Origin of the sequence: Arthrobacter sp. 131MFCol6.1, assembly GCF_000374925.1 — a bacterium.
Taxonomy (GTDB): Bacteria; Actinomycetota; Actinomycetes; order Actinomycetales; family Micrococcaceae; genus Arthrobacter.
The window spans coordinates 535899-559224 of the sequence record NZ_KB895541.1; the positions used below are offsets into that span (position 1 = coordinate 535899).

General features: G+C 67.6%; 21 protein-coding genes. 12 read left to right on the top strand and 9 right to left on the bottom strand.

Features of this window, described 5'->3' with window-relative positions:
- Positions 1–100: 100 nt before the first annotated feature.
- Positions 101–1168 carry a quercetin 2,3-dioxygenase gene (locus tag C566_RS0102535; RefSeq protein WP_018772758.1) on the bottom strand — a complete coding sequence of 356 codons (1068 nt, stop codon included), beginning with the start codon at positions 1166–1168 and terminating at the stop codon, positions 101–103.
- 317 nt (positions 1169–1485) lie between these two features.
- Between C566_RS0102535 and C566_RS22595 the strand changes: the two genes are divergently transcribed.
- The gene (locus C566_RS22595) at positions 1486–1641 is read left to right on the top strand and encodes a hypothetical protein (RefSeq protein WP_155846718.1); all 156 of its coding nucleotides are present in this window, start codon (positions 1486–1488) and stop codon (positions 1639–1641) included.
- A 257-nt stretch (positions 1642–1898) separates the two neighbouring features.
- Positions 1899–2231, top strand: coding sequence for a YegP family protein (locus C566_RS0102540; protein ID WP_018772759.1), 333 nt, complete (start codon positions 1899–1901; stop codon positions 2229–2231).
- A gap of 17 nt (positions 2232–2248) precedes the next feature.
- Here the strand turns inward: C566_RS0102540 and C566_RS0102545 are convergent, their stop codons facing one another.
- Both C566_RS0102545 and C566_RS0102550 read right to left on the bottom strand, forming a co-directional pair.
- On the bottom strand, positions 2249–2515 hold the full coding sequence (locus tag C566_RS0102545; RefSeq protein WP_018772760.1) for a hypothetical protein: 267 nt from the start codon (positions 2513–2515) through the stop codon (positions 2249–2251).
- A 143-nt stretch (positions 2516–2658) separates the two neighbouring features.
- The gene (locus C566_RS0102550; RefSeq protein WP_155846719.1) at positions 2659–3330 is read right to left on the bottom strand and encodes a hypothetical protein; all 672 of its coding nucleotides are present in this window, start codon (positions 3328–3330) and stop codon (positions 2659–2661) included.
- 498 nt (positions 3331–3828) lie between these two features.
- Between C566_RS0102550 and C566_RS0102555 the strand changes: the two genes are divergently transcribed.
- From C566_RS0102555 to C566_RS20610, 4 genes are all read left to right on the top strand, one after another.
- Positions 3829–4335 carry a sigma-70 family RNA polymerase sigma factor gene (locus C566_RS0102555; protein WP_018772762.1) on the top strand — a complete coding sequence of 169 codons (507 nt, stop codon included), beginning with the start codon at positions 3829–3831 and terminating at the stop codon, positions 4333–4335.
- Positions 4332–5045: an anti-sigma factor family protein gene (locus C566_RS0102560; RefSeq protein ID WP_018772763.1), complete on the top strand. Its 714-nt coding sequence runs from the start codon at positions 4332–4334 to the stop codon at positions 5043–5045. Before C566_RS0102555 ends, C566_RS0102560 begins: the two co-directional genes overlap by 4 nt.
- Before the next feature lie 125 nt (positions 5046–5170).
- Complete coding sequence (gene hrpB, locus C566_RS0102565; protein ID WP_018772764.1) at positions 5171–7849, top strand: ATP-dependent helicase HrpB; 2679 nt, start codon at positions 5171–5173, stop codon at positions 7847–7849.
- A 218-nt stretch (positions 7850–8067) separates the two neighbouring features.
- Positions 8068–9291 (top strand): macrolide family glycosyltransferase, encoded by a 1224-nt coding sequence (locus tag C566_RS20610; RefSeq protein ID WP_196802321.1) that lies wholly within the window; start codon positions 8068–8070, stop codon positions 9289–9291.
- A gap of 24 nt (positions 9292–9315) precedes the next feature.
- Here C566_RS20610 and C566_RS0102575 read toward each other — a convergent pair whose 3' ends face one another.
- Positions 9316–10005 carry an alpha/beta hydrolase family protein gene (locus C566_RS0102575; RefSeq protein ID WP_018772766.1) on the bottom strand — a complete coding sequence of 230 codons (690 nt, stop codon included), beginning with the start codon at positions 10003–10005 and terminating at the stop codon, positions 9316–9318.
- 70 nt (positions 10006–10075) lie between these two features.
- On the opposite strand from C566_RS0102575, the gene ligD reads away from it, so the two are divergent.
- A complete protein-coding gene (ligD, locus tag C566_RS0102580) occupies positions 10076–11101 on the top strand; it encodes a non-homologous end-joining DNA ligase (protein WP_018772767.1) in 1026 nt (341 codons plus the stop codon).
- 32 nt (positions 11102–11133) lie between these two features.
- Here the strand turns inward: ligD and C566_RS0102585 are convergent, their stop codons facing one another.
- From C566_RS0102585 to C566_RS0102600, 4 genes are all read right to left on the bottom strand, one after another.
- Positions 11134–12102 (bottom strand): alpha/beta hydrolase, encoded by a 969-nt coding sequence (locus tag C566_RS0102585; protein WP_018772768.1) that lies wholly within the window; start codon positions 12100–12102, stop codon positions 11134–11136.
- Positions 12099–13586, bottom strand: a complete 1488-nt coding sequence (locus C566_RS0102590; RefSeq protein WP_018772769.1) for a flavin-containing monooxygenase — start codon at positions 13584–13586, stop codon at positions 12099–12101. The genes C566_RS0102585 and C566_RS0102590 overlap by 4 nt, the downstream gene beginning before the upstream one ends.
- 34 nt (positions 13587–13620) lie before the next feature.
- Positions 13621–14787: an alcohol dehydrogenase catalytic domain-containing protein gene (locus tag C566_RS0102595; protein WP_018772770.1), complete on the bottom strand. Its 1167-nt coding sequence runs from the start codon at positions 14785–14787 to the stop codon at positions 13621–13623.
- A 328-nt stretch (positions 14788–15115) separates the two neighbouring features.
- Positions 15116–16600 (bottom strand): PucR family transcriptional regulator, encoded by a 1485-nt coding sequence (locus tag C566_RS0102600; protein WP_018772771.1) that lies wholly within the window; start codon positions 16598–16600, stop codon positions 15116–15118.
- A 124-nt stretch (positions 16601–16724) separates the two neighbouring features.
- Between C566_RS0102600 and C566_RS0102605 the strand changes: the two genes are divergently transcribed.
- The 5 genes from C566_RS0102605 (at position 16725) to C566_RS0102625 (ending at position 21406) form a co-directional block, all read left to right on the top strand.
- Complete coding sequence (locus C566_RS0102605) at positions 16725–18083, top strand: aminotransferase class III-fold pyridoxal phosphate-dependent enzyme (RefSeq protein ID WP_018772772.1); 1359 nt, start codon at positions 16725–16727, stop codon at positions 18081–18083.
- Between the two features lie 34 nt (positions 18084–18117).
- Entirely contained in the window at positions 18118–19362 is a 1245-nt protein-coding gene (locus C566_RS20615) for a CaiB/BaiF CoA transferase family protein (RefSeq protein WP_018772773.1), read from the top strand.
- On the top strand, positions 19359–20561 hold the full coding sequence (locus C566_RS0102615; RefSeq protein ID WP_018772774.1) for an acyl-CoA dehydrogenase family protein: 1203 nt from the start codon (positions 19359–19361) through the stop codon (positions 20559–20561). Before C566_RS20615 ends, C566_RS0102615 begins: the two co-directional genes overlap by 4 nt.
- A 64-nt stretch (positions 20562–20625) precedes the next feature.
- Positions 20626–20910 (top strand): hypothetical protein, encoded by a 285-nt coding sequence (locus C566_RS0102620; protein ID WP_196802322.1) that lies wholly within the window; start codon positions 20626–20628, stop codon positions 20908–20910.
- Positions 20911–20947: 37 nt separating this feature from the next.
- The gene (locus tag C566_RS0102625) at positions 20948–21406 is read left to right on the top strand and encodes a hypothetical protein (protein WP_026266304.1); all 459 of its coding nucleotides are present in this window, start codon (positions 20948–20950) and stop codon (positions 21404–21406) included.
- A gap of 492 nt (positions 21407–21898) precedes the next feature.
- On the opposite strand, the gene C566_RS0102635 is transcribed toward C566_RS0102625, so the two are convergent.
- Positions 21899–23188, bottom strand: a complete 1290-nt coding sequence (locus C566_RS0102635) for a purine-cytosine permease family protein (protein WP_231386231.1) — start codon at positions 23186–23188, stop codon at positions 21899–21901.
- Between the last annotated feature and the right edge of the window lie 138 nt (positions 23189–23326).

Consider the following 23326-nt stretch of genomic DNA (forward strand, 5'->3'; position numbering starts at 1 on the left):
CCAATAAACCGTGCACCGACGCTAATGGCCCGGAACCCCGCAGGGGTTCCGGGCCATTCCGTTGTGACTTGCAACCGGACCAGCGAGCCGCCCAGGCCGCCTAGATGTCCAGCGCGGCCCTGCGCTGCGGCGGGGGACCCACCACGGTCAGGTCCATCTCGGCCTGGGCCCGGCCGAAGCCCTCCATGTCCATGTAGGGCTCGCCGCCCTCGGTGTACATGTAGTCCTCAGTGGGCTTGTTGAAGTACTCGAAGAAGCCGTTGAACACCGACGGCGTCAGGAACCCAACCATCTGGGTGTTGTGGGAATCGAAGGCGAAGGAGTGGATGGTCCCGGCCGGGGCGTGGAGGAAGTCGCCCTTGGTGAGCAGCACTTCGCGACCGTTGGCGTAGATCCACATCCTGCCTTCGGTGCAGAGGAAGTTTTCCGTGTGCTGTTCGTGGAAATGCAGCGGAATGTAGGGGGATTTGGCGCCCTTGGTGTGGACGGCGAAGTAGTTCGATCCCGTATTCGCCGGCCGGGACAAGTAGGTGAACATGGTCTGGTAGCTGACCATCCGTTCGCCCTCGCCGGCACTGAGGAAGTACGGGCTCTGGATGGCAGGCAGCCCGGCGTCCTGCCGGAGAGACGGTGCCACCCGTTCGACGTCGGGAAACGTCATGCCGAATTCGGCGCCCACCGCCGCGCACTCCTGCCGGCCGAGCTTTCGGCCCGGGGTGACAGGCGGGATGTGTGAATCGATGGGAGTGCCGACGCGTGCGTAGTAGGCCTCGGCGCCGCCGGGGGTCATCCAGTTCAGGAACCGGGTGTAGTGGCTTGCCATCCGGTACGCGTGCGGGGTTCCCGGCGGGATCACCACGGAATCCCCGGGAGTCAGGATGCGGCTCTCGCCCGGCAGCCAGACGTGCAGGATGCCGTCGAAGACGTACAGGGTTTTGTGTTCCACCGCGTGGCTCACGAACGGCGATTCGGCGCCCATGCCGCCGGAGATGTAGGCGGCGCTGAAAATCCCGCCGGTGTCCGCCGCCCGGGCGATCACCGTGACCAGCTGGCCGTTGATCTCATAGCGGGCGCCTTCGCCCGACGCCATGTAGTACGGGACGGCGTCGCCCGGCAGCACATTCGCCACCGGGAGCTGTTTGTTCATTTCCTCAACGCTGAGGGACATCGCATCCTTCTTTCCTGTCTATGGAGCGCGGGCTGTCCTCAAGACTGCCCCTGATTCTCCGCCGCGGCGACTTCCAATTCCATTGGATGAAACACTTCTGCCCTTCGCTCCGGGCTGTCGGGCGCCAAAAGCCGTTGACGGCGGCCTGCGGGCGCTGACGGCTAGGCGCCTGCGGCTTTCGCCGATACGGTCCAAAGTCCCTGTTTTGGCGTCAGTCCTCCCGGCTAGTCTTGCGTGAGGCGCATGGCGGTCCGTAATGCGAGCCGGTGCGCCTCCAGCCAACAACAATGGGGGGTACGTTGTCCAACGATTCAGTCATGACCTGGCTGCCCGGCGATGCAAGCCGCGCAGCGGCGGCCGAGCCTTCCGAGCGGAGCGACGCCGTCGCCCCCGCCTGGGACCGGGCCAACCCGCCGGGGTCCCCGGGCGCCAGCCGCGGTGACTACTGCCGCGACCATTGGCCGCCCCTGTAGGGCACCCCGGAGCCGGCAATGTTCCTGCCCGTGGCGGACCCGACGGCGGCTGCGCACGGCTGTTGGCTTCTATTTACCTAGGATTTACGTGACCTGCCTTGTGGGCGTTTCACGGCCGCAGCGAAACTGATAACACGGGCTGACATCATCTGTTCAGCCGCGAGGACAAACCAAACCAGCGGGCAGCAGCGACGCTTTCCCCTTCACCCTGTGGCAATGATGCGCGGAAGGGGAGCCCGCGAACCGGGAGGATCGTCATGGCCGGCACATTTGAACTCTTCGTAGATGCCGATGCCTGCTTCAGGTTTCGGCTCAGGTCACCGGATGGGGCCGTACTGGCCGTCTCAAAGGGCTTCGCGGACAAGCCTGCAGCGGTTGCAGGCATCACCGCGGTGCGCGAGTACGCCGGCATGGGGCTGATCAGTGATCTGTGCCCGGAGCCGCCGGCAACTCCGGCGGCACCGCGGCCGCGGACCACGCCGGCTGCCGTGCCTGGCGTCGACCGGCGGGTGCACGACAACGACCTCCGGATCCGCGCCCGGGCCCTCCGTCGCCCGGCGCACGGGCCGGGCGCCGTCGGCGTCGGCTGATCCGGCAGGGGCTGCCGTTACGGGTCCATTCCGGCGTGCACCGGAACGAACTCGATCTTGTTCGCGGGCTGGACCGTCTTCTTGGGGGCGCGCGAGAACCCCTTGGCGTCCAGGTGGTTCTGGGCCCGGTACTCTGCCAGGGCCTCGTCATAGATGCCATTGAGCCGGTGCCCGGAATAGACGTGTTCTGAGCCGTCCGTGAACGTGATGCTGATGAGCGACTTTTCCGGGAAATGCCGGTTCATGCGGATGAAACCCTCGGCGTCTTGCTTGAGATTGATCATGTGGTTCCCACTTTCGTGATCGAGTTGATCCAGTCTCCCGCCTTCGCCGTGCCTAAACCAACCGGTCAAGACCAGCCGGCCCCATCCAACGGGTCCGGGCCACTGTGTTCGATGGGGATGGGGATGGGGATGGGGGCTTGCCGCTATTCAGAGGCGTACGCGTCCACCGCTTGCTGCAGCACGGTGCTGTAGCGGTCCCAGGAATCGGCCGGCGCGGCTGCAACCAGGACACTGCCTCCTCGGGTACCTGCAACGAGGCAGGCTATTTCACGGTATTTGTGGGCACCGATGCGTGTCACATACGTGTCTTCCAGGCAGGAACCGGTGCCTCCCCGGAACTCCATGCCGGTGCGGTACTGCAGCCGGCTCGCGGATGCGGCGTTCTCGCCTGTGAGATGGGCCAGCCGGAAATCGGACCAATTGGCCAGCGACTCCTCGCCCTGTTGCGGCGTGGCATTGAGATAGATTCGCAGATCCCCGTCCGGGGCGGTGACCGTTGCGGATACGCTGCCGGGGTCGCCCGGGACGGGAGCGGCATCAGGGGGGATGGCCAGCACTGCTGTTGCGTCCGGAAGTTCCAGGGGCTGCCATCCTGCGGGGGCCGGGCCGGCACGGAACCAGGCGAACGCGGTAGGTCCGGCCGCAGGAACTGCCGTCTGGTTCCCTGCCGGACCGCCGCAGGCGCAGAGGACCATTGCCGCTATCGCCGCCGGCACGCCGAACAGCAGCCCCCTGCCGGGGCCCGGTCCAAGCGCCCCGCGGCAGCTACTTGTTGCCGTCACCGTCGTCCGGTCCTCCGTTGTTGTCGGCATCATGATCGTTTCCGGCAGGAACCCGGGCGGGCGGCGCAACCATGGGCCGCGGCGCCGGTGGAACGACGCGCCGCGGGGCAGGCGCCGGCGGCCGCATCACGGGCGCCGGAGCGCGCGGCGCAACGGTCGGCGGCGGAGCCGGCACAGCGCGCGGCGCAACGGTCGGCGGCGGAGCCGGGTTGCTTGCGGGGTCCTTGGGCGATGGCGAGGGGCTCCCCGTCGCAGGAACGGATGGGACTGTGTAGGGTGCCGGTGCCGGCAGTGCTGGGTGCCCGGCGGAGCAGGCCCCCAGCAGCAGGATGGTGCCTAACGCCGCGGCGGCAGTCGCCGGGCGAAGAATCTTCATTGTGCTCTCCTCAGGGATAGCCGGCCAGTGCAGCCGGGCTGTCCCTACAACGGTTCCGGCTGCCTGCAGGTTCAACGCGGCCCGGCAATTGCCGGCAGCCGGGCGCAAGTGAACTGTTCGCCGGCCGGCGTCGTCCTACCTCCAAGGAGGCTGAAATGTCCGATCAGGAGGCCGAGTTGCTGCGATCGCTGCAGGAGGCTTACGGCCCGGCGCTATGGCGGTTCGTCATGAAAATGACCCGCGACAGCACCCTGGCGGATGACGTCGTACAGGAGACGCTGATCCGCGCATGGAAACACCCGGCGATTCTGCAGCGCCCGGAGACGGCGGTGCGGGCGTGGCTTTACACAGTTGCCCGCAACCTCGTCATCGATGACCGTCGCAGCGCCCGCCGCCGGCACGAAACGGCGACCGACCAGTTGCCTGAGATTCCGGAGGCGGACCGGGTCGACAGGATCCTGGACGGGTGGCTTGTCTCGGATGCGCTCGCCGGGCTGTCCGCCGAGCACCGCGCCGTCGTCGTTCATTCGTACTATCTCCGAGAGACAACGGCCGAGATCGCGCAAAACCTTCAACTGGCCGAGGGCACGGTGAAGTCGCGCCTGCACTACGCGCTGAGGGCGATGCGACTGGCCCTGCAGGAGGGAGGCGTGACGCCATGAACCAGAACGGAATCGATGATTACCGCCGCTGGGATGCCGCGTACGTGCTCGGATCCCTCGTCTCCTCCGAGCGGCACGAGTTCGAGGAGCACCTGTCCGGCTGCGCGGGCTGCAGGGCCGCCGTCGCCGAACTTGCCGGACTGCCGTCACTGCTGGCCGCACTCTCACCCGAGGAAGCCCAGTCCCTCGGGCGGACTGACGGCGAACGGCCGACGCCGAAGTTGCAGCCCGGGCTGGCGAACAAGGTCCAGCGCGGGCGCCGGCGCACCCGCCTGGCTGCCGCCGGGATCATGCTGGGCGCCGCTGCCGCCGCTGGCGCGGTATACGTTCAGGTCGCGGGCTCGCCGCCACCGGCCGCCCAGATCCAGGCCGCATCCGCGACGGTTCTGAACTTCACCCCGGTAGCCGGCGGCGCCCTGGCGGCCACCGGAACCCTGACTACACAGCCGTGGGGAACGCAGATCGACTGGAAGTGCACCTACACGCCGTCCCCGGCCGACTACGCTTCACCCGGTCCCGGCACGCCGGAGGAGTACCGTTTGGTGGTTGTCGACTCCCGCGGTGCCACGACCCAGGTGGCCACCTGGACGGCAACGCCGGGGACAGTGGCGACGCCGACGGCCACCACGGTTGTCCCGACGGCCGATATCCGCAGCGTTGAAATCCGTGCCGTCGCGAGCGGCAAGACGCTGCTGGCTGCGCACCCGTAGCGCCGGCACACATGCGGGCGAACGCCGGCCGGACCCGTGCGCGCGCAGGCAAGGGCGCCGGCGGGCGGATCAGCGGCGCCGCCCCGAATGGATGGCCAGGACGCTATTGCAGGGACAATGGAGGCGTGACTTCCGCGACCGTACCCCTGGACCCAGCCTGTTCCAAGGGCCTCTTCGACCTCGGCGTCATCGGGGCGGGCCTGACTTTTGCGGAATCGCTGGGGGCCCTCGCGGCGGCATTGCGGGCCGGGGGTGCCGGGGCGTCCGCGGTGGTGCAGGCGCCTCCGGGCACGGGCAAGACGACGCTGGTGCCGCCGCTGCTGGCCAACCTTGCTGCGGGCGTGCGGGGCGGCCGTCCGCGGATCGTGGTCACCCAGCCGCGCCGCGTCGCTGCCCGTGCGGCCGCCCGCCGCCTGGCCGCCCTGGACGGCACCCGGCTCGGCGACCGTGTGGGCTACACCGTCCGCGGGGAACGCCAGACGGGCCCGGGAACCGTGATCGAGTTCGTCACTCCCGGCATTCTGCTGCGCCGCCTCCTCGCGGACCCGGGGCTCGAGGGCACGGACGCCGTGATCCTCGACGAGGTCCACGAACGCGGGCTGGAGACCGACCTCCTTGTTGGCATGCTCGCAGAAGTCCGCCAGTTGCGCGGCGACCTCGCCCTCGTCGCCATGTCGGCCACGCTCGACGCGCCCCGTTTCGCCGCCCTGATCGGTGAGTCGGCGGCCGGAAACGACGACGGCGGCGGCCCGGCACCGGTCATCGACTGTCCTTCCGCGTTGTTCCCGCTGGACGTGGAATGGGTCCCCGCGTCGGTGCCTCGCCTGGACGAAAAGGGCGTGGCCCGAGCCTTCCTGGACCATGTGGCCGACACGGCAGCGGCCGGGCACGCCGCCGCGCTGGCCGGCGGGCGGGACCTGGACGCCCTGGTGTTCGTTCCCGGAGCGTGGGAGGTCTCCTACATTGCCGCGCGGCTCCGCAGCCGGAGCAGCGCCGAGGTTCTGGAACTCCACGGCCAGGCCGGGCCCGCGGAGCAGGACCGCGCCGTCTCCGGGCGTGAGCCCGGCGGGGCTGCCCGGATCATCGTTTCCACCTCACTCGCCGAATCCTCCCTCACCGTCCCGGGCGTCCGGCTGGTCATCGACTCCGGGCTGTCCCGCGAGCCGCGGCGCGACGCCGGCCGCGGAATGTCCGGCCTCGTGACGGTGTCCTGCTCCCGGGCGTCCGCGGACCAGCGCGCCGGCCGTGCCGCACGCCAGGGCCCGGGCACAGTGATCCGCTGCTACGACCAGAGGGCCTTTGGCGCCGCCCCAGCACACCCGACGCCGGAGATCGCGGCGGCTGACCTCACCGGCGCCGCCCTGATCCTCGCGTGCTGGGGATCCCCCGGCGGCAGGGGACTGGCACTGCCCGACGCGCCGCCCCGGGCCGCGATGGACGAGGCCGTCGAAGTGCTGCGGGAACTCGGCGCCGTCGCCCCGGACGGCCACGCAACCGAAGTGGGCAAGGTCCTGGCCCGGGTCCCGACGGACCCCCGGCTGGCCCGGGCACTGCTGGACGGCGCCGCGACAGTGGGCCACCGCACGGCGGCCGAGGCCGTCGCCCTGGTCTCAGGGGACCAGCGCGCCCCGGGCGCAGACCTCACCCGCTTGGTTGCCGCGCTGCGGACCGGCCGGGATCCCGGATCCCGGCGCTGGGCGGAGGACGTCCGGCGGATGGAGTCGATCGCCCGGCAGGAATCCACCGGCGTCGGGCCCGGGGAATCATCCCGCGCCGCGCCGGCTGCGCCCGCCGGGACCGTTGGTGCCGCGGAGGCGATCGGCTTCGTCGTCGCCCTGGCTTTCCCGGACCGGGTGGCGCGCCGCGTTCCGGGCGAGGGGCCGGCACAATACCTGCTCACGTCCGGAACGCGGGCGGGGTTGCCGGCCGGCAGCCCCCTGTCCGGGCACGAATGGCTGGGCGTGGCCGAAGTGTCCCGCGCGCAAGGGCGCGACGCCGCGGGGACCGGCGCCGTCATCCGCTCTGCGGCGCCCCTGACCGCGGACACCGCAGAGGCCGCCGCCGGCAATCTCCTGAGCGACACGCTGCAGGCTCGGTTTAGCCAGGGCCGCGTCTCGGCCCGGCGGGAGCGCCGCTTGGGCGCGATCGTGCTCTCGTCCACCCCGGTACGGCCTCCTGCGGAAGAGGGCCGCGCAGCTGTGGCCCGCGCCCTGGCCAGTGAGGGGCTGGCGACCATCGGATGGTCGAGCGCGGCGGACGGCCTGCGCCGCCGTCTTGCCCTGCTGCACCGGGAGTTGGGCGGAGCATGGCCTGACGTTTCCGAACCGGCGCTGCTGGCCCGGCTGGAGGACTGGCTGGCCCCGGAACTCGCGGCGCTGGCCGGCGGGGCATCCACGGGCGGGATCGACCTCGCCGGCCCGCTGAGCCGGCTGCTGCCGTGGCCCGAGGCGGCCCGGCTGGGCGAACTGGCACCCGAGTCGCTGGCGGTCCCCAGCGGATCCCGGATCCGGATCGACTACCCGGACGCGGCCGACGCCACCGGCCGGCCGGTCGTGGCCGTCAAGCTGCAGGAGTGCTTTGGCTGGGCCGAGACGCCGCGGCTGGCAGATGGGCGCGTGCCGGTGCTGTTCCACCTGCTCTCGCCGGCCCGCCGGCCCCTGGCCGTGACAGACGATCTCGCGTCGTTCTGGTCCGGCCCCTACGCGCAGGTCCGGGCCGAAATGCGCGGACGCTATCCCCGGCATCCGTGGCCTGAAGACCCGTGGACCGCGCCCGCGACAGCCCGGACCAAGCCGCGGAACTGACCCCGGGACCCGCGGCCGGCTGACCACTCGCGCCGCCCGGGCAACAGGGGCATGATGAAGGAGCACGACGCCGGCGGGCCTCCTGGCCCGCGGGACGCCGGGCAAACAGGCCGGGCAAACAGGCCGGGCAAACAGGCCGGGCAAACAGGCCGGTCAAACAGGCCGGTCAAACAGGCCGGTCAAACAGGAACTCAGCCACGCGATGAAGAGTGATGGCCATGCACCTTGCGTTCGTCTCCATTCCCGCCTACGGACACGTGAACCCGACCCTGCCGCTGGTGGCGGAGCTCGTGGGCCGGGGGCACAGGGTCACATACTTCACGTCCGCCGACTTCGGACCGATGATCCGCAACGCCGGCGCGGACTTTCACGCTTCCGGCGGGAACTGGATGGCGTCGATGCCCGCCCTCGGACCCGGGCAGGGGGCACAGGCGCACCTGATGTTGCCGATCATGAACCGCGTGTTCGAGGACCTCAGAGCCAGCTTTCCGGCGCTGGTCGATCAACTCCGCCGCGACCCGCCGGACGCCGTCTGCTTTGACGCGATGACGCTCAGCGGCAGCATGGCCGCGGAAAAGATCGGCGCCCCGGCCATTGCCCTGATGCCCACCTATGCCACCAACGAGCACTTCTCGCTGAGATCGCTGATGCCTGCCCCACCACCGGACGGCGCCGATGAGATGGCCAAGGTTGCGCTGGCCATGGGCCGATTGCTGGCGGAGTTCGCGGCCGGTCAGGGCGTGCGGACACCGCGGATGTTCGACGGTCCGCCTGCGCCGTTCAATATCGTGTTCCTTCCCCGGGAATTCCAGCCCATGGGGGCGACCTTCGATGACCGGTTCCGGTTTGTGGGTCCCAGCGTCGGCGGCCGGGACCGCGACGGCGAATGGGAACGTGAGGGGACGGGACCGTTGCTCTTCATTTCGCTGGGAACCACACCGCTGAACCGCCGGCCGGACTTCTTCAGGATGTGTCTTGACGCCTTCGGCGGAAGCGAGTGGGACGTCGCGATGGCCGTCGGGGACCAGACCAGCCCGGCCGATCTTGGCACGATTGCGCCGAACGTCCGGGTCCGGCCGTTCTTCCCGCAGTTGCAGGTATTGCGCCAGACCGACGTCTTCATCACCCATGCGGGCATGAATTCGACCATGGAAGCGCTGTATTTCGCCGTCCCGCTGGTGGCCGTGCCGCAGCAGCCGGAGCAGGCGGCCACCGCCCGCCGGCTGGAAGAACTGGGTCTTGGCCGGTACCTTGCGGCAGAGGATGTCGGGCCCGACGCGCTCCGGGCCGCGGTCGCCGCCGTCCACACCGACCCGCAGGTCCGGCGGAACCTGGCCGCGATGAGCGAGGTTGTCCGCAACGCGGGAGGTGCCGTGGCTGCCGCCGACGCCATCGAGGCGCGTGTGCACCACGGGGCGGGCCGGTTCGGCGACGTCGGTTAGGCCAGCTCGTTTAGGGGAGCTCGTTTAGGGGAGTGCGGCCGCGGGATTTTCGCCGTGTGCCTTCAGGAAGTCGGCGACCGTCGCCGCGAGCGATGCCCCCGCCTCGTCGGCACTGCGCTTCGCGCCGGCAACGGCAAAGGAGTGGTCGCCGCCCTCGCGCCACTCCACGGTCGCGGACGGCCCGATTTTGGCCGCCACCGCCTCCAGCAGTTCCGGGGTGGCGAACGTGTCGCGCGTGCCCTGCAGGAAGAGCATCGGCAGAGTCAGCCCGTAGAGGTGCTCGTCGCGGAGCTTTTCCGGTTTTCCGGGCGGGTGCAGCGGGTAGCCCAGATAGACCAACCCCGCGGCTGGCATGCCTTCCGCGACGGCCATAGAGGCCATGCGTCCGCCGAACGACTTCCCGGCGGCCCACAACGGACGGCCGGCGGAACGGGATGCGGCGGCGTCCATGGCCGCCCGCCAGGTGGCGATGGCAGCCGGCGGCCGGTCCGGGAATTTTCGTCCTGCCTCGCGGTAGGGGAAGTTGAAACGCAGCGTGGCGACGCCGAGGTCGTTCAGGGCGCGGGTGAAGCCCACAAGGAACGGATGGTCCATCCCCGCCCCGGCGCCGTGGGCAACAACCAGGGTTGCGAAGGAGTCCTCGGGGCCGGCAAAGACGGCCGACACTCTGGCGTCGCCGACCTCAAGGGTGATGGGGAACTCGGGCGTTGTCATGCGTCCATCATGCCGGGTGGACGGCCGTTCCGCTCTTCAACTGTCTACGCCGCCGGGGTAGGTTGTCCCCATGGCCAAGGAAGAAGTCCACCTCACTGTCAGCGGTCCGCACGGCGACCGGGAGTTGCGGGTGTCGAGCCCGGCGAGGGTCGTCTGGCCCGGCCCGGGGCTGACCAAGCTGGACCTGGCCCGGTACATGGTGGACGTCGGGGACGCCTTCCTGGCCGCGAACGGGGACCGGCCGGTGACGCTCCAGCGGTTCAAGGACACGGTGGACGGCGAGCAGTTCTTCTCCAAGAACCCGCCCAAGGGTGCCCCGGATTTCGTCCGCGCGGTCGACGTCGTCTATCCCAGCGGACGCACGCATCCCCAGCTGGTCATTGACGAGATCGCCGCCGCGGTGTGGGCGGTGCAGATGAATACGGTGGTCTTCCACCCCTGGGCCTCCCGGGCCGGCAAGCCGGATTATCCGGACGAGTTGCGGATCGACCTCGATCCGCAGCCCGGTACCGGGTTCACCGAGGCCGTTCCGGTCGCATTGGAGCTGCGGCGCGTCCTCGCGGAGGCCGGGTTGGAGGCCTTCATCAAGACCTCGGGGAACCGCGGGCTCCACGTCTTTGCCCCGATCGAGCCGACCCGGGAGTTCCTGGACGTGCGGCACGCCGTCATCGCGGCGGCCCGCGAACTCGAACGTCGCATGCCCGAGCAGGTCACCACGGCATGGTGGAAAGAGGAACGCGGCGCCCGCATCTTCGTCGACTTCAACCAGGCGAACCGCGACCGCACGATCGCGGGGGCCTACAGCCCGCGGGCACTCGCCAACGCGACGGTGTCATGCCCGATCCGTTGGGAAGAGCTCGGGTCCGTCGACCCGGCTGCCTTCACGATCGCAACCGTGCCGGAGCGGCTCAAAGCCTCCGGCGATCCGTGGGAGGACATGCACGCGGGCGGCGCGGGCTCCGTCGATCTCCTGCTGGAATGGTGGAACAGGGACCTCGAGGCCGGGCTGGGGGAGCTGCCGTTCCCGCCGGACTTTCCGAAGATGCCCGGGGAACCGCCGCGGGTGCAGCCCAGCCGGGCGCGCAACAGCGGCTAAGGCTGCCGGCCCGGCCTGGGCCGGGGTGGTCCCTACGCCTGAGCCGACTCCAGTCTGTTGTTGCGGATGAAGGCCGCGATTTCCTCGACCATTTGTGCTCCGCGGCCAATGCGGCCGGCTGAGGTAAGAAGGCCGTGCGCGTACCCCGGGAGGTGCTGGTACCGCACCTCTGCTCCGGCCCGCGCCAGGGCGGCGGCGTAGCCGGCACCCTCATCAACCAGCGGATCGTTGTCCACTGTGATGACGAAGGCCGGCGGAAGCCGTGCAGGCAAGCTGGCCAAGGCCGGGCTGATGTCGGGCGCCGCACGGTCCACGGCCTCCGGAAGGTACAGGTCCGCGAACCATGCGATCGTCTCCGCTACCAGGGCGAACCCCTCAGTGACGCGGGCATATGAGGGCGAGGACATGGTCAGATCCACCATCGGATAGATGAGGACCTGCGCCGCTACCGGCAGCGGATCAGCCATCCCGGCGTTCTCTATTGCCAGCACCGCCGCCAGCTGACCTCCTGCACTATCGCCGACGAGAACAGCCTCGGTTACGTCCAGTCCGTGGACCCCACCCGCCGTGAACAGCCAGTCCAACGCGGCCCGGCTATCCTCGATTGCGGCCGGATACGGGTGCTCCGGGGCAAGCCGGTAGTCCACCGCCACGACCGGCAGGCCGGTCAGGGCAGCCAGCCGCCGGCAGAGCCCGTCATGCGTGGACAGACTCCCCATGACCCAGCCCCCGCCGTGGAAAAACAGCACCACGGGGGTGGGGCCGGAGGAGACCCGCGGGTCATAAACCCGCGCCTGGAAGTCGTCCACAGTGAAGTCGGAGACGGAAGGAAGAGCATCTCCGCTCAGCCCGTTCGACGCGCACCCCCGCTCATAGAGTTCACGAACCTCATGGACCGGGTAGGTGTGAAACGGACGGCCGCCGGAGGCCCGGAACTTCTCCAGAACCTCCGCGGCGTCCGCGGCGACCGGCCTTCCGCTGAACAGGTCTGGCTGGGTCATTTCACGGGCCCGGCGTCTGCCAGCTGGAGGTAGTCGTCAAGTTCGAACTCGCGGGTGATTGCCCGGTATTCCTCGACAGTTCCGGACCAATTGTTGATAACGCGGCCCTCCTGATTCTTGTACCAGGAGGAGCAGTCGGAGGAGAAGGCCGACTGTCCAAGCTCGTCCTGTACGCGCTTGTTGAACATATCCAGCACACCGCGGTCCACCTCGAGAATCCGCGACTCGTCGGCAGCGATGTACTCGACGGCCTGTGAGATGTAGCGGTGCTGCGCTTCCAGCATGGACACCACGGAGTTGTGGTTCAGGTTGGTGTTCGGTCCGTAGACCAGGAACAGGTTGGGGAAGTTGTCGACCGTGATGCCGAGGTACGCCTCGGGGGCGTTGCCCCACCGCTCGTCCAGGCGGAGTCCGCCGCGTCCCGCCACGCGCATCGATCCCTGGAACGCATGGCTTTTGAACCCGGTGGCGTAGATGATCACATCGAACTCGTGCTCGACGCCGTCGGCCGTTCGGATGCCAGCGCGGGTGAACTCCGTGAGGGACTCGGTCACCAGTTCCACGTTGTCGCGGGTGAGGGCAGGGTAGAAGTCGTCGCTCCGCAGAATGCGCTTGCAGCCGAAGTCGTAGTCGGGAGTGAGCTTGTCCCGCAGTGCGGGATCGGAGACCTGGGTTTCGAGATGCCGGCGGGCGAGCTGGACACCTTCCTCTGAAGCTGCCGTGTGGCGGCGCGTCCGCTCGAATCCGGCTTCGCGGAACTCATGGATTTCCTGGCGTTGCTGGCGGTAGGTGTCCGGGTTCGCCACGAAGTTCGCACTCTCCTCCTCCGTGAAGACGTACTGGTCCCGGGGGAGGACGTAATTGGCTGAACGCTGGAACACCGTCAGGTTCGCGGCGATTTGCGCGACCTCGGGCACGTATTGGACCGCGGTTGCGGCCGAACCGATGGAAGCGACCCGTTTGCCGGTGAGATCAAGGTCGTGCCGCCACGTGGAGGAGTGGAATGCCGCGCCCTCGAATTTGTCGGAGCCGGGGAAGGCGGGGATGTTCGGGTCGTTCAGCTGTCCCCATGCGGCGACCAGGGAACGAGTCAGGAACTGGGAGCCGTCGTCGGTCCGGACAGTCCAGAGGCGGCGGTCCTGGTCCCATTCAGAAGCCAGGATGTTCTGGCCGAAGCGGATGTGTTTGCCGAGTCCGAATTCCTCGACCAGGGAACGCAGGTAGCCCTGGAGTTCCTCCTGGCCGGCAAACATCCGGGAAACCTTCAGGTTCAGGAAATAGCTGTAGCAGTATACGAGTGCCTGGGTGTCACATGCGGCGCCGGGGTAGGTGTTCTCCCGCCACACACCTCCGACGTCGTTGCCGCGCTCAAGGATCAGGAAGTCGTCGATGCCGTCCTGGACGAACTGGGCGCCCTGGCCCAGGCCGCCGAAGCCGGCGCCGATGACGATGGCACTGTAAATGTGGTCGTTGGTGGATGACATGTAGGTCTCTCCTCAGTGGTGGAATGTCGGTAGGTCAGGAAAACGTGATGATCTGGCGGAGGGCGTGGCCGCCGTCGAGGGTGTCCATGGCGCGGTTGATCTCTTCGAGTGCGATGGTGTCCGAGACAAGTCCCTCAACGGCGAGTTGCCCGGAGCGCCAGAGCTCTGCGTAGATCGGAATGTCGTGTTCCGGGACGGCCGAGCCGAGGTAGCTGCCGACGATCGACCTCCCCTCGGCCGTCAGGGCGAGCGGGTCGATCGAGGCAGGCTGGCCCGGGGCCGGCAGACCCACGGTTACGGTGATGCCCCCGGGCATTGTGAGGGCGATGGCAGCTTCCAGGGCGCGGGGGTGTCCTGCCGCTTCAATAACAGCGTCGAACTTCTCGCCTCGTCCCAGCGCAGTCGCAGAGGTCATGGCGTCAGCGGCGCCGAGTCTTTTGGCGGCGTCCAGCTTGGCCGGCAGCGTGTCGATGCCAACCACGTATTCGACGCCGGTGGCGACGGCGGTGATGAGCGCGGCCATGCCTACGCCACCGAGCCCCACGACGGCCACCTTGGCGGAGGGGCCGGGCTTGGCGACGTTGAGGATCGCTCCGCCGCCGGTGAGCAGGGCACAGCCTAGCAGCGCTGCGATATGCGCCGGCACGTCCGGGCCGACGGGCACAACGGAGCGGCGGGAGACCACGGCGTGCGTGGCGAATGCGGAGACTCCGAGGTGGTGGTGCACAGGTTCTCCGGTCCTGGAAAGCCTCCGGGTGCCACCGAGCAGCGTGCCTTCAGTGTTGGACGCACTGCCTTGCCCGCAGGGCGTCTTGCCGTTGGACTGACATCCGGCGCATTCGCCGCACCGGGGGAGGAAGGTCATGACGACACGTTGGCCGAGTGGAATGTCGTCGACCCCTGCGCCCAACTCCTCCACGATGCCGGCGGCTTCGTGACCGAGCAGCATTGGAACCGGCCGCGGCCGGTTTCCGTTGACTACGGACAGGTCGGAATGACAGACCCCGGCGGCCTCTATGCGGACCAGGATTTCACCGTGTCCCGGTCCGTCCAGCTCAAGGTCCTGCACCTGGATGGGCCGCGAGTCCGCATAGGGCCGGTCCGCCCCGATGGCTTCCAGCACCGCTCCACGGATGGTCCTGGTGCGGCTGGTTGTCTGCGCGGTTCGGCTTGTGTCTTCGATCGTCACGGTTGCCCCCACTCCATCAGGCATTGAAGCTGTGAAGGGGGCCGGTTCCTGGAGAGCGAATGGCGCGCACCGGGGAGTTCGGGTGGCGGATTGGGCTGTTCTCATCGTTTCTCCTCAAAGGGTGCTTTCGTCCCGGTGGGAGATCGTTCCCCCGACTACGGACTGTCCATTGAGAGTAGGCAGCCGGACAACGCCAGTCACGGGGCAGAACGTCAGAAGCTAGCCTCTTCTTTGTACGATTCGCCAAAGCGGCGCTCGCCGCAAGCGGGCACAGGAGTATCGCTGTTCGTGTGGGATATCGGCCGAAAGGTCCAACGATTGGCCCGGGGCGCCGAGGCTGCTATTCCTTGCGCGGTGCCTCGTTGCGCGGTGCCTCGTTGCGCGCTGCCTCGTTGCGCGGTGCCTGGGTCCGGCCCCTGAGGGCCAACCAGAGCTGGGCTGCGACGTCGGGATCATCGAGGTCTACCCCGAGGAGTTCCCTGGCCTGGGCAATCCTGTAGCGCACCGAGTTCCGGTGCACCCCGAGTTCGCGCCCGGCGGCCTCCCATTGCCCGCGGTGGGCCAAGTACGCGCGCACGGTCTCGAGGAGGTGGCCCGGGTGCGCGACCAGCTCGTCCACCCATTTGTCAGCCGGAAGATCGAGTCCGTGGCCGACGCGTATGAGCTGTCCGGGAGGGGCCGACTTGGCAACCTCGGCGGCTTGGGCCGCGATTTCGTGCAGGCGCCGAAGCGGCATCGGGCCGCCCCACGCTCCGCGGGCACCCTTTGGCAGCTGCGGGTAGGGGCTCGATGCTGCCTGGAGCACGAACAGAACACCGGACCGTTCCAGCACGAGTCCGGTCGGAAGCGGCTGCGCCGCCATCTGCTCAGCGTCCGGGAGCACTGCGACAAACGCCGTCTCGGGCAGTGGTTCGGAGCCCATCTGCGTCGCAAGGAGGCGCGCGGCGTCATCATGGCCCTCCAGGACGAGCGCCGCCAGCATCCCTTCGGCGCGGCGCCGTTCAGCCGCCGCGCGGCGCTGTCCTGCCGCCCGCGCCGCAAGGAGCGTCGACGCGGTCAGGAACAGGTGCCGTTCTGCAGCAGCAAGTTGCCCGCTTCGGCCCAGCGCAAGGTAGCCGGACATCGCCGGGCCGTCCGAGACCGGATAGAGGGAAGCCGTGCCGGATGCCAGTTGGATATTGCCGGTCGCGCCGCGGCGCGCGGTCCGCAGCCGGGCAGCCTCGCGGGCCAGTTCCGCCAGCAGTCCGGCCGGCAGTTCTCCGCCGCTGGCAGCAGACGACGGCGGTCCCTCCCCTTCGGGAAGGTAGGCAACCCAGGTGCCGAGGGCGCGGGAGAGTTCACGCACGATCTCGGGCTCGGCGTCCTCGTCGGCGGCGGCACGGGTGAGCGCCACCTGAAGTCCCAGCAGGGCGGTGAGTTCGGCCTCGCCGCCTTGCCTGACCAGCTCCCAGTAGGCACGCGACACGGCCAGGAAGGGGGATTCCCGGGGAACTGTCAGAAGGGGAAGGCCCGATTCCACGCACGCCGCCCGCAGCTCGTCGGGCACCATGGCGTGGCCCGAACCCAGGCCCAGTCCCAGGGCAGCAACGCCGCCGTCGACGAGCCGCCGTACGTAATTTCGGGCCGCGTCCGCCCGAGCGTCACCGTTGAGGCCGCCGAGCTGCAGCCCCACGGTCAGGAGCAGTTCGCCGCCGTAGAGGAACACCGTCGGATCCTCCAGCTCGGACACGTGTACGCCCGTGAGTTCAACGCGGGGGAGCGGGATGGGCCAGAAGGGCACCAGGTCAGGCTTGGCAGCCTCGACGAGCCGCGCGAGGGTGATCATGGATAGATCATAGGGCACACGCGTTTGTGCAATCCGGCTTCTGGTCTCATCAATTGGGATGGATCATCCAAAGACAATGGGCTGCGCACTCCCTATCGTGGATTCAAACACACGAGGAGGACCCATGACCGCCACCCGAGAAGTCGCCCCCGCCCGGGCCGATGATCCGGCCAGCGTCGCAGCCACGGCCCGGCGTCTGCTCACCGAGCTCCCCGGCCCGCGTTCCCGGGACCTGGAAGCGGAACGCCGCCGGCAGGTCACGGACGCGTTCGGCATTACCATGCCCGTGTTCATCGACCACGCGCTGAATGCGCTTCTCGTGGACGTTGACGGCAATCACCTGATCGACTTCGCCTCCGGCATCGCCGTGACTAGCGTCGGCGCGGCCAACCCGCGGGTGGCCAGGCGCGCCGCCGCCCAGCTCGAGCGTTTCACCCACACCTGCTTCATGGTCACCGAATATGCGTCCTTCGTGGACGTTTGCCGGTGGCTCAACGAGCACACGCCCGGCGACTTCGAGAAGCGGACCGCCCTGTTCACTACCGGCGCGGAGGCGGTCGAAAACGCGGTCAAGATCGCCCGCGCCGCAACCCGGCGCCCGAACATCCTCGTCTTCGATGACGCCTATCACGGCCGCACCCAGCTCACGATGGCCATGACGGCTAAGGAAAACCCGTACAGGCTCAACTTCGGTCCGCTCCCGGGTTCCGTCTTCCGGGGCCCGACGGCGCCCGCGCACGCCACCCCTGATGGACCCGGCGAAGCCCTCACGCAGGTCGAGGCGCTTCTTGCCGAGCACGGTCAGGAAACTTTCGCAGCGATGGTCATCGAACCGATCCAGGGCGAGGGCGGCTTCATCGTCCACGCCCCAGGCTTCCTCACCGGGCTCCGGGAGATCGCGACGCGCCACGGAATCGTCCTGGTCATCGACGAGATCCAGACCGGCATGGGCCGCACCGGGAAGCTGTTCGCTTCCGAGCACGAGGGCATCGCCGGGGACATCACCCTGACCGCGAAGGCCCTCGGCGCAGGCCTGCCGCTTTCGGCCGCTACCGGGCGCGCCGAGCTCATGAACGCCGTTCACACCGGCGGTCTCGGCGGCACCTACGCCGGCAATCCGGTGGCCTGCGAGGCCGCCCTGGCGGTATTTGAAATCCTCGGCGAGGGCACCCTGCTGGAGAATGCTGGTCGCATCGAGGCCGCAGTTCGTCGGCGCTTGGAGCCCCTGGTGGCACTGGAGGGCGTCGCCGACGTGCGCGGTCGCGGCGCCATGATGGCAATCGAGTTCCGCGACGGCTCAGGACCCCGCGGGGACCTCGCCGCCGCCGCCGCCAAGGCAGCCAACGCCCACGGCGTCATCACCCTCACCTGCGGGACAAACGGAAATGTGATCCGCCTGCTTCCGCCGCTTGGGATCGAGGCCGACGTCCTCGATGAGGGCCTGGCCGTGCTGGAGGCTTCCATTCGCTCGGTGCTGTCATGAGTGTTCCTGCAATGTGGCCCGATCGAGGCCGGCCATGAGGTCCGAGGCCCCGCCCAGCGCGCCCCTCGAGGGAATCCTCGTCGCGGACTTTTCCCGCGTGCTCGCCGGGCCGCTGGCGACCATGACCCTGGCCGATCTCGGGGCCCGTGTCATCAAAGTCGAACGCCCGGGAACCGGGGATGACACCCGCCAGTGGGCTCCGCCGTCCTCGCCAACGGGGGCAACCTACTTCGAGGGCGTCAACCGGAACAAGGAATCGATCACCCTGGACCTGACCGACCCCGATGACCTCGAGCTGGCCCGGGAACTCGCGCGCCGTGCAGACGTTCTTGTCGAGAACTTCAAGCCCGGCGGGCTCGACAAACTCGGGCTCGGCTATGAGTCACTCACGGACAAGAACCCGGGACTCGTGTACGCGTCGATCTCGGGCTTCGGCTCCACTGGCGGCCGGGATCTTCCCGGGTACGACTTCATCGTCCAGGCGCTCGGCGGGCTCATGAGCATTACCGGCGACCCGGAGGGCGACCCCTACAAAGTGGGGGTCGCGCTGGTCGATGTCCTGACGGCGAAGGACGCGACCATCGGCATCCTCGCAGCCCTTTCCGAGCGTGCTTACTCAGGACGGGGCCGCAGGATCGAGGTCAACCTGCTCTCCAGCCTCCAGGGCGCCCTGGCCAATCAGGGACAAGCGTATTTGGGGGCCGGCGTCGTGCCTCAACGAATGGGCAACGATCATCCCTCCATCGTCCCCTACCAGCTCCTGGCCACGGCCGACACCCCCCTGGCCGTAGCTGTGGGCAACGACGGGCAATTCGCGCGGCTCTGCAAAGCCATCGGCGTGCCGGAGCTTGCAGCGGACCCGCGTTTCGTGACCAACTCGCTCCGCGTCCGGCACCGCCGCGAGCTCATTCCGCTGCTGGAGTCCGGGCTCGCCGGTGCAGGGGCGGAAGCATGGCAGGACACCCTGGTCGCGGCGGGCGTGCCAGCCGGGCGCGTAGCCAGCATCGGGGAAGGAATTGCCTTCGCGGAGTCATTGGGTCTCGCGCCGACCATCGAAGTGCACGACGGCGGCGGTTCAGTCATCGGACGCCAGATCCGCCACCCCATCACCTGGACGCCGGCGCTGCCGCCGCGGACCCAGGCGCCGCCCGCGCTCGGGGAGCACACCGAAGACGTAGTGGACTGGCTGCGGCACCCGCAAAGCACGACCACCCTCTGCACGCCGCAACGCCCCGCCCATTCCCCTTGTCATTCAGGCCCAGGAAGGACCACCCCATGACTCTTGCCCCCAGTTCCGCCGATCTCGAGGCAGCCGCTGCCGTGGACCCCTCGGACCTCATCTCCTTCGACTCCCTCCTCAGCGCCGATGAGCTGGCCCTCCGTGACCGGGTCCGGACGTATGTCCGGCAAGAAATCAAACCGAACATCGGCAAGTGGTACGACGAGGCCCGGTTCCCGCTCGAAATCGTGCCCGACCTCGCCGAACTGGGACTGCTCGGCATGCATCTGAAGGGGTACGGCTGCGCCGGCGGCACGGCCGTCGACTACGGGATCGTCGCCGCCGAACTCGAGGCCGGCGACTCCGGCATCCGCACCTTCGTCTCCGTCCAGGGTTCCCTCGCGATGTCCGCCATCGCCAAGCACGGCTCCGAGGAGCAAAAGCTGGAATGGCTCCCTCAAATGGCCGCCGGCAGGGCGATCGGATGTTTCGGCCTCACTGAGCCAACCGCCGGCTCGGACCCATCATCCATGACCACGTTCGCCCGCCGCGACGGCGGAGACTGGGTCCTGAACGGCACCAAGCGCTGGATCGGGCTGGCGAACGTGGCGCAGGTCGCCGTGATTTGGGCCCAGACCGACGACGGCGTGCGTGGCTTCGTCGTCCCGACGGATACCCCCGGTTTCACGGCTACGCCGATCCAGCAGAAACTCTCGATGCGCGCCTCGATCCAGTGCGAGATCACGCTGAACGACGTGCGCCTCCCCGCCGAGGCAGTCCTACCCAACGTCACCGGACTCCGGGGCCCCTTCGCGTGCCTCAACGAGGCGCGCTACGGCATTGCCTGGGGCACGATGGGCGCGGCACGCGACGCCTTCGAGGCCGCCCTGACGTACTCCATGGGTCGCCTTCAGTTCGGCCGCCCGCTCGCGGGGTACCAGCTCACCCAACAGAAGCTCGTGAACATGGCTTTGGAGATCAACAAGGGATTTCTCCTGGCCCTGCACCTGGGCCGCCTCAAGGACGCGGGCAAACTGCAGCCCCACCAGATCAGCGTGGGCAAGCTCAACAACTGCCGCGAGGCGATCGAGATCTGCCGCGAAGCCCGAACGATCCTGGGCGGCAACGGGATCACTCTCGAACACTCGCCCCTGCGCCACGCCAACAACCTCGAATCGGTGCGCACCTACGAAGGCACCGACGAAGTCCATACCCTCATTCTCGGCCAGAAGCTCACAGGCACAGGGGCTTTCCGGTAAACGCAGCGGCCGTCCGGCCCCGCCGTGATGCGCACCGCCGGTTCCCCTCGATGAAAAAGGCGAGGTGCAGCCTGCGGCAGGCATGCTTCCATCGGAGCGGCAAGGAATCGACCAGGACCGCGTCCGCCGGCGCATCCGCGACGCTCTGGCCGAGGAAGCCCATCTGATCCTCAACGAGGGCGCCGTGGCGACGTCCCAGGACATCGACCGCTGCATGACCCTCGGTGCGAACTTCCCCCAGGCGGTCTGTCGCGCCTTGCATGAGTTGACGCTACCTGCCCGGTTCCGGAAGACCATGGCGGAATGGAATGCCCTTGCCGGGGGCGTCTGCCTCGCACAGCATCTTTGAATCTTCGTTGGCATCATTCCTGTCGTAGTCTGTGGCCATGACGTCCGGCAGCGGTGAAGACGGCAAGAAGTACGCGTGGCAATCGTGGCCGTCGGACTCACTGGAGGGGATGCCCCCCAAGCGGCGGCGACTGGTTGTCTGGGGCCTGCTGTGGCTCATGTTTTTGAACTTCGTCTTGCGGAGCGCCCTGGACGCAGCGGGAATACCTGAGCCGTGGTTGTCCGTGGCGTTTGCTGCTGTCGTGGCGGCGGTCTTCGTTCCCCTGATCCGGGGAGTAGTCTCTGAAACCCGCGCCCTGCGCGCCGAGGGCGTGCATGTGCCCACTGACATAATCACCCGAAAATCACTGATCGTTGCCTCGGTCATGAACGGTGCGCTCTGGATCGTTTTTGCCATCTTTGCTTTCCTCGGGGAATTTGTTTTCCCGCTGGTACCGATTGCCTGCACTGTATGGCTGGCCTTCCATGTCCGGCATTGGAGATCCGTGCCGCGCTGACTGCTGCGGGCAATCAGGGCTGTTGTGTCACGGAGCCGCCGAAACTGCAGGTCGTTGGCCTGACCGCGTCTGGATCTTAGAATTCGGGCAACCGATCAGTTGTGAACCAGGAGGATGAGCATGTCGGCGATCGTGTTCGGTTTAGTCGTCCTGCTCGGGGGCCTATTATGCTTGGCCATCTCTAACCCGCTGGCCAAACTGGCGACCAACTGGAATCTCTTCATCCATCAGGACTCAGAAGTTCTGGAGGCCTATAGAAGTAAAAAGCGTCGCAAGATACGACGGGTTGCGAAAGTCTTCTTTGTTGTGGGAGGCGGCTGCATTATCGGGGGCCTTATTGGGTGGAGTCTGGGAGCCCCATAGACAACCGGCGGCCCCCAGTATGGAGACATGTCCGGAAAATAGTTCAGGACTCACAAAGCCGAGCTCCACCGGACGACGTTGTCCGGTGGAGTTCGGCTGCATGAGCTAGCGATATTCCCTGCGGTTGGCCTAATGCGTGATCGCAGGATCCAACTCTTCCTCGGTTGGCTCAATTGTCCCTGCGGCGCTGATCAGACGCGGCGGCGAGATCTTATAGGCGGCGTAGTAGACGCCCGCGGCCAACGCCATGGTGATCAGGGGCGTCAGCTGTGACACGACCGGCCACATTGTTTGTTCCGTGAGGGCAATTCCGACCGCTGAAGCGAAAACCCAGGCGACTGCTCCGGGGCTGACCGCCTTGAGACTGGCTGGCCGGATATCCGGAACACGGTCCTGCTTATTCCAATTCATGCCAATAAAGACCAGGGCGACGGCAACCCAGGCGGTGACAAATACGCCTTGCCAGGCCAGGGCCTTGAGAAGGTAACTCAGAACATCCGTGAGCATGAGCAAGAAGGCCAGTGCCCCGCAGACGATCACCCAGACAAAGCGGGGCAGTTCGAGCCTAAATACCCGGCTGGCAAATGCCGAAAGGTTTTCTGATGCGAGGAAGTAGTTTGCCGTGTTTATGCGGGTCTGGGAAATGAGGATGACGAGCAGGCCGACAAGCCCAAGGGAAGAGATGAACGCCTGGACGACCCCGGTTTCCGAGGCTTCAATTCGCCATGCGCTCATGATGTAGATGCCAACAAGCCCGTTCAGCCCGAACGTGAATGCGTAGAAGACCCAGCCGAATGTCACTCTTCCCAGGAATTTTTCATCCCGTTGGCGTCCCAGCCTGGCGTAGTCAAAGGTGTACATCATCATGATGTAGACGCCCATGTAGATCAGGTACGACGTCAGCCAGCCCGGGAGCGCCGACGAGGCGGCGGCCTGGCCAATCCAGTCCGTCGGTACGCCCCGGATGAGGGTGGCGGCGATGACCACGGCAACCAGTCCAGCAACATAGAGCGGGAGCAGGACACCGTTGAGTTTGTCCAGCCAGTTCTGCACGCCCCCCAGGGCCAGGGGAATGGCGTACAGCACCACGATGCCGTACCAAACCACCATGCTTCCACCGAAATACTCGTGGAACGCCACGGCAATGATGGATCCTTCGAACACCGCGTAGTAAATGGCAGTGGCTGCGAAGATCAGCGATGCCAGGGCGGAACCGACCAGTCCGAACAGTGTCCGGGAGAAGAGGCTGACGGTGAGCCCTGTCCGCGCCGCATAGCGCGAGAGCACCGTGTTGATTGCACCGTACGTGACAACGGTGAGAGCCATGCCAATCAGGGTGTTGGTCACGCCGACGGCGCCGGCTGAAGCCACAGCTATGTAGATCCAGAACATCGCAGAGAAGACCGCCCACCAAGCCATGGTGAGGGACCATCTTCCGGCACGCATGCTGGCCGGCAGGACATAGTTCGAGTACGACAATTTCGCACCTTTCACATCATTTGAAGAAGCTAGGGAGGGGACGCTTTGCCTTCGGTCGTTCGAGAGGAGCGGAACCCG

Coding starts and splice junctions, on each gene's coding strand:
- C566_RS0102535 (WP_018772758.1), bottom strand. CDS start 1,168: ATGTCCCTCAGCGTTGAGGAAATGAACAAACAGCTCCCGGTGGCGAAT.
- C566_RS22595 (WP_155846718.1), top strand. CDS start 1,486: ATGACCTGGCTGCCCGGCGATGCAAGCCGCGCAGCGGCGGCCGAGCCT.
- C566_RS0102540 (WP_018772759.1), top strand. CDS start 1,899: ATGGCCGGCACATTTGAACTCTTCGTAGATGCCGATGCCTGCTTCAGG.
- C566_RS0102545 (WP_018772760.1), bottom strand. CDS start 2,515: ATGATCAATCTCAAGCAAGACGCCGAGGGTTTCATCCGCATGAACCGG.
- C566_RS0102550 (WP_155846719.1), bottom strand. CDS start 3,330: ATGATGCCGACAACAACGGAGGACCGGACGACGGTGACGGCAACAAGT.
- C566_RS0102555 (WP_018772762.1), top strand. CDS start 3,829: ATGTCCGATCAGGAGGCCGAGTTGCTGCGATCGCTGCAGGAGGCTTAC.
- C566_RS0102560 (WP_018772763.1), top strand. CDS start 4,332: ATGAACCAGAACGGAATCGATGATTACCGCCGCTGGGATGCCGCGTAC.
- C566_RS20610 (WP_196802321.1), top strand. CDS start 8,068: ATGCACCTTGCGTTCGTCTCCATTCCCGCCTACGGACACGTGAACCCG.
- C566_RS0102575 (WP_018772766.1), bottom strand. CDS start 10,005: ATGACAACGCCCGAGTTCCCCATCACCCTTGAGGTCGGCGACGCCAGA.
- ligD (WP_018772767.1), top strand. CDS start 10,076: ATGGCCAAGGAAGAAGTCCACCTCACTGTCAGCGGTCCGCACGGCGAC.
- C566_RS0102585 (WP_018772768.1), bottom strand. CDS start 12,102: ATGACCCAGCCAGACCTGTTCAGCGGAAGGCCGGTCGCCGCGGACGCC.
- C566_RS0102590 (WP_018772769.1), bottom strand. CDS start 13,586: ATGTCATCCACCAACGACCACATTTACAGTGCCATCGTCATCGGCGCC.
- C566_RS0102600 (WP_018772771.1), bottom strand. CDS start 16,600: ATGATCACCCTCGCGCGGCTCGTCGAGGCTGCCAAGCCTGACCTGGTG.
- C566_RS0102605 (WP_018772772.1), top strand. CDS start 16,725: ATGACCGCCACCCGAGAAGTCGCCCCCGCCCGGGCCGATGATCCGGCC.
- C566_RS20615 (WP_018772773.1), top strand. CDS start 18,118: ATGAGGTCCGAGGCCCCGCCCAGCGCGCCCCTCGAGGGAATCCTCGTC.
- C566_RS0102615 (WP_018772774.1), top strand. CDS start 19,359: ATGACTCTTGCCCCCAGTTCCGCCGATCTCGAGGCAGCCGCTGCCGTG.
- C566_RS0102625 (WP_026266304.1), top strand. CDS start 20,948: ATGACGTCCGGCAGCGGTGAAGACGGCAAGAAGTACGCGTGGCAATCG.
- C566_RS0102635 (WP_231386231.1), bottom strand. CDS start 23,188: ATGGCTTGGTGGGCGGTCTTCTCTGCGATGTTCTGGATCTACATAGCT.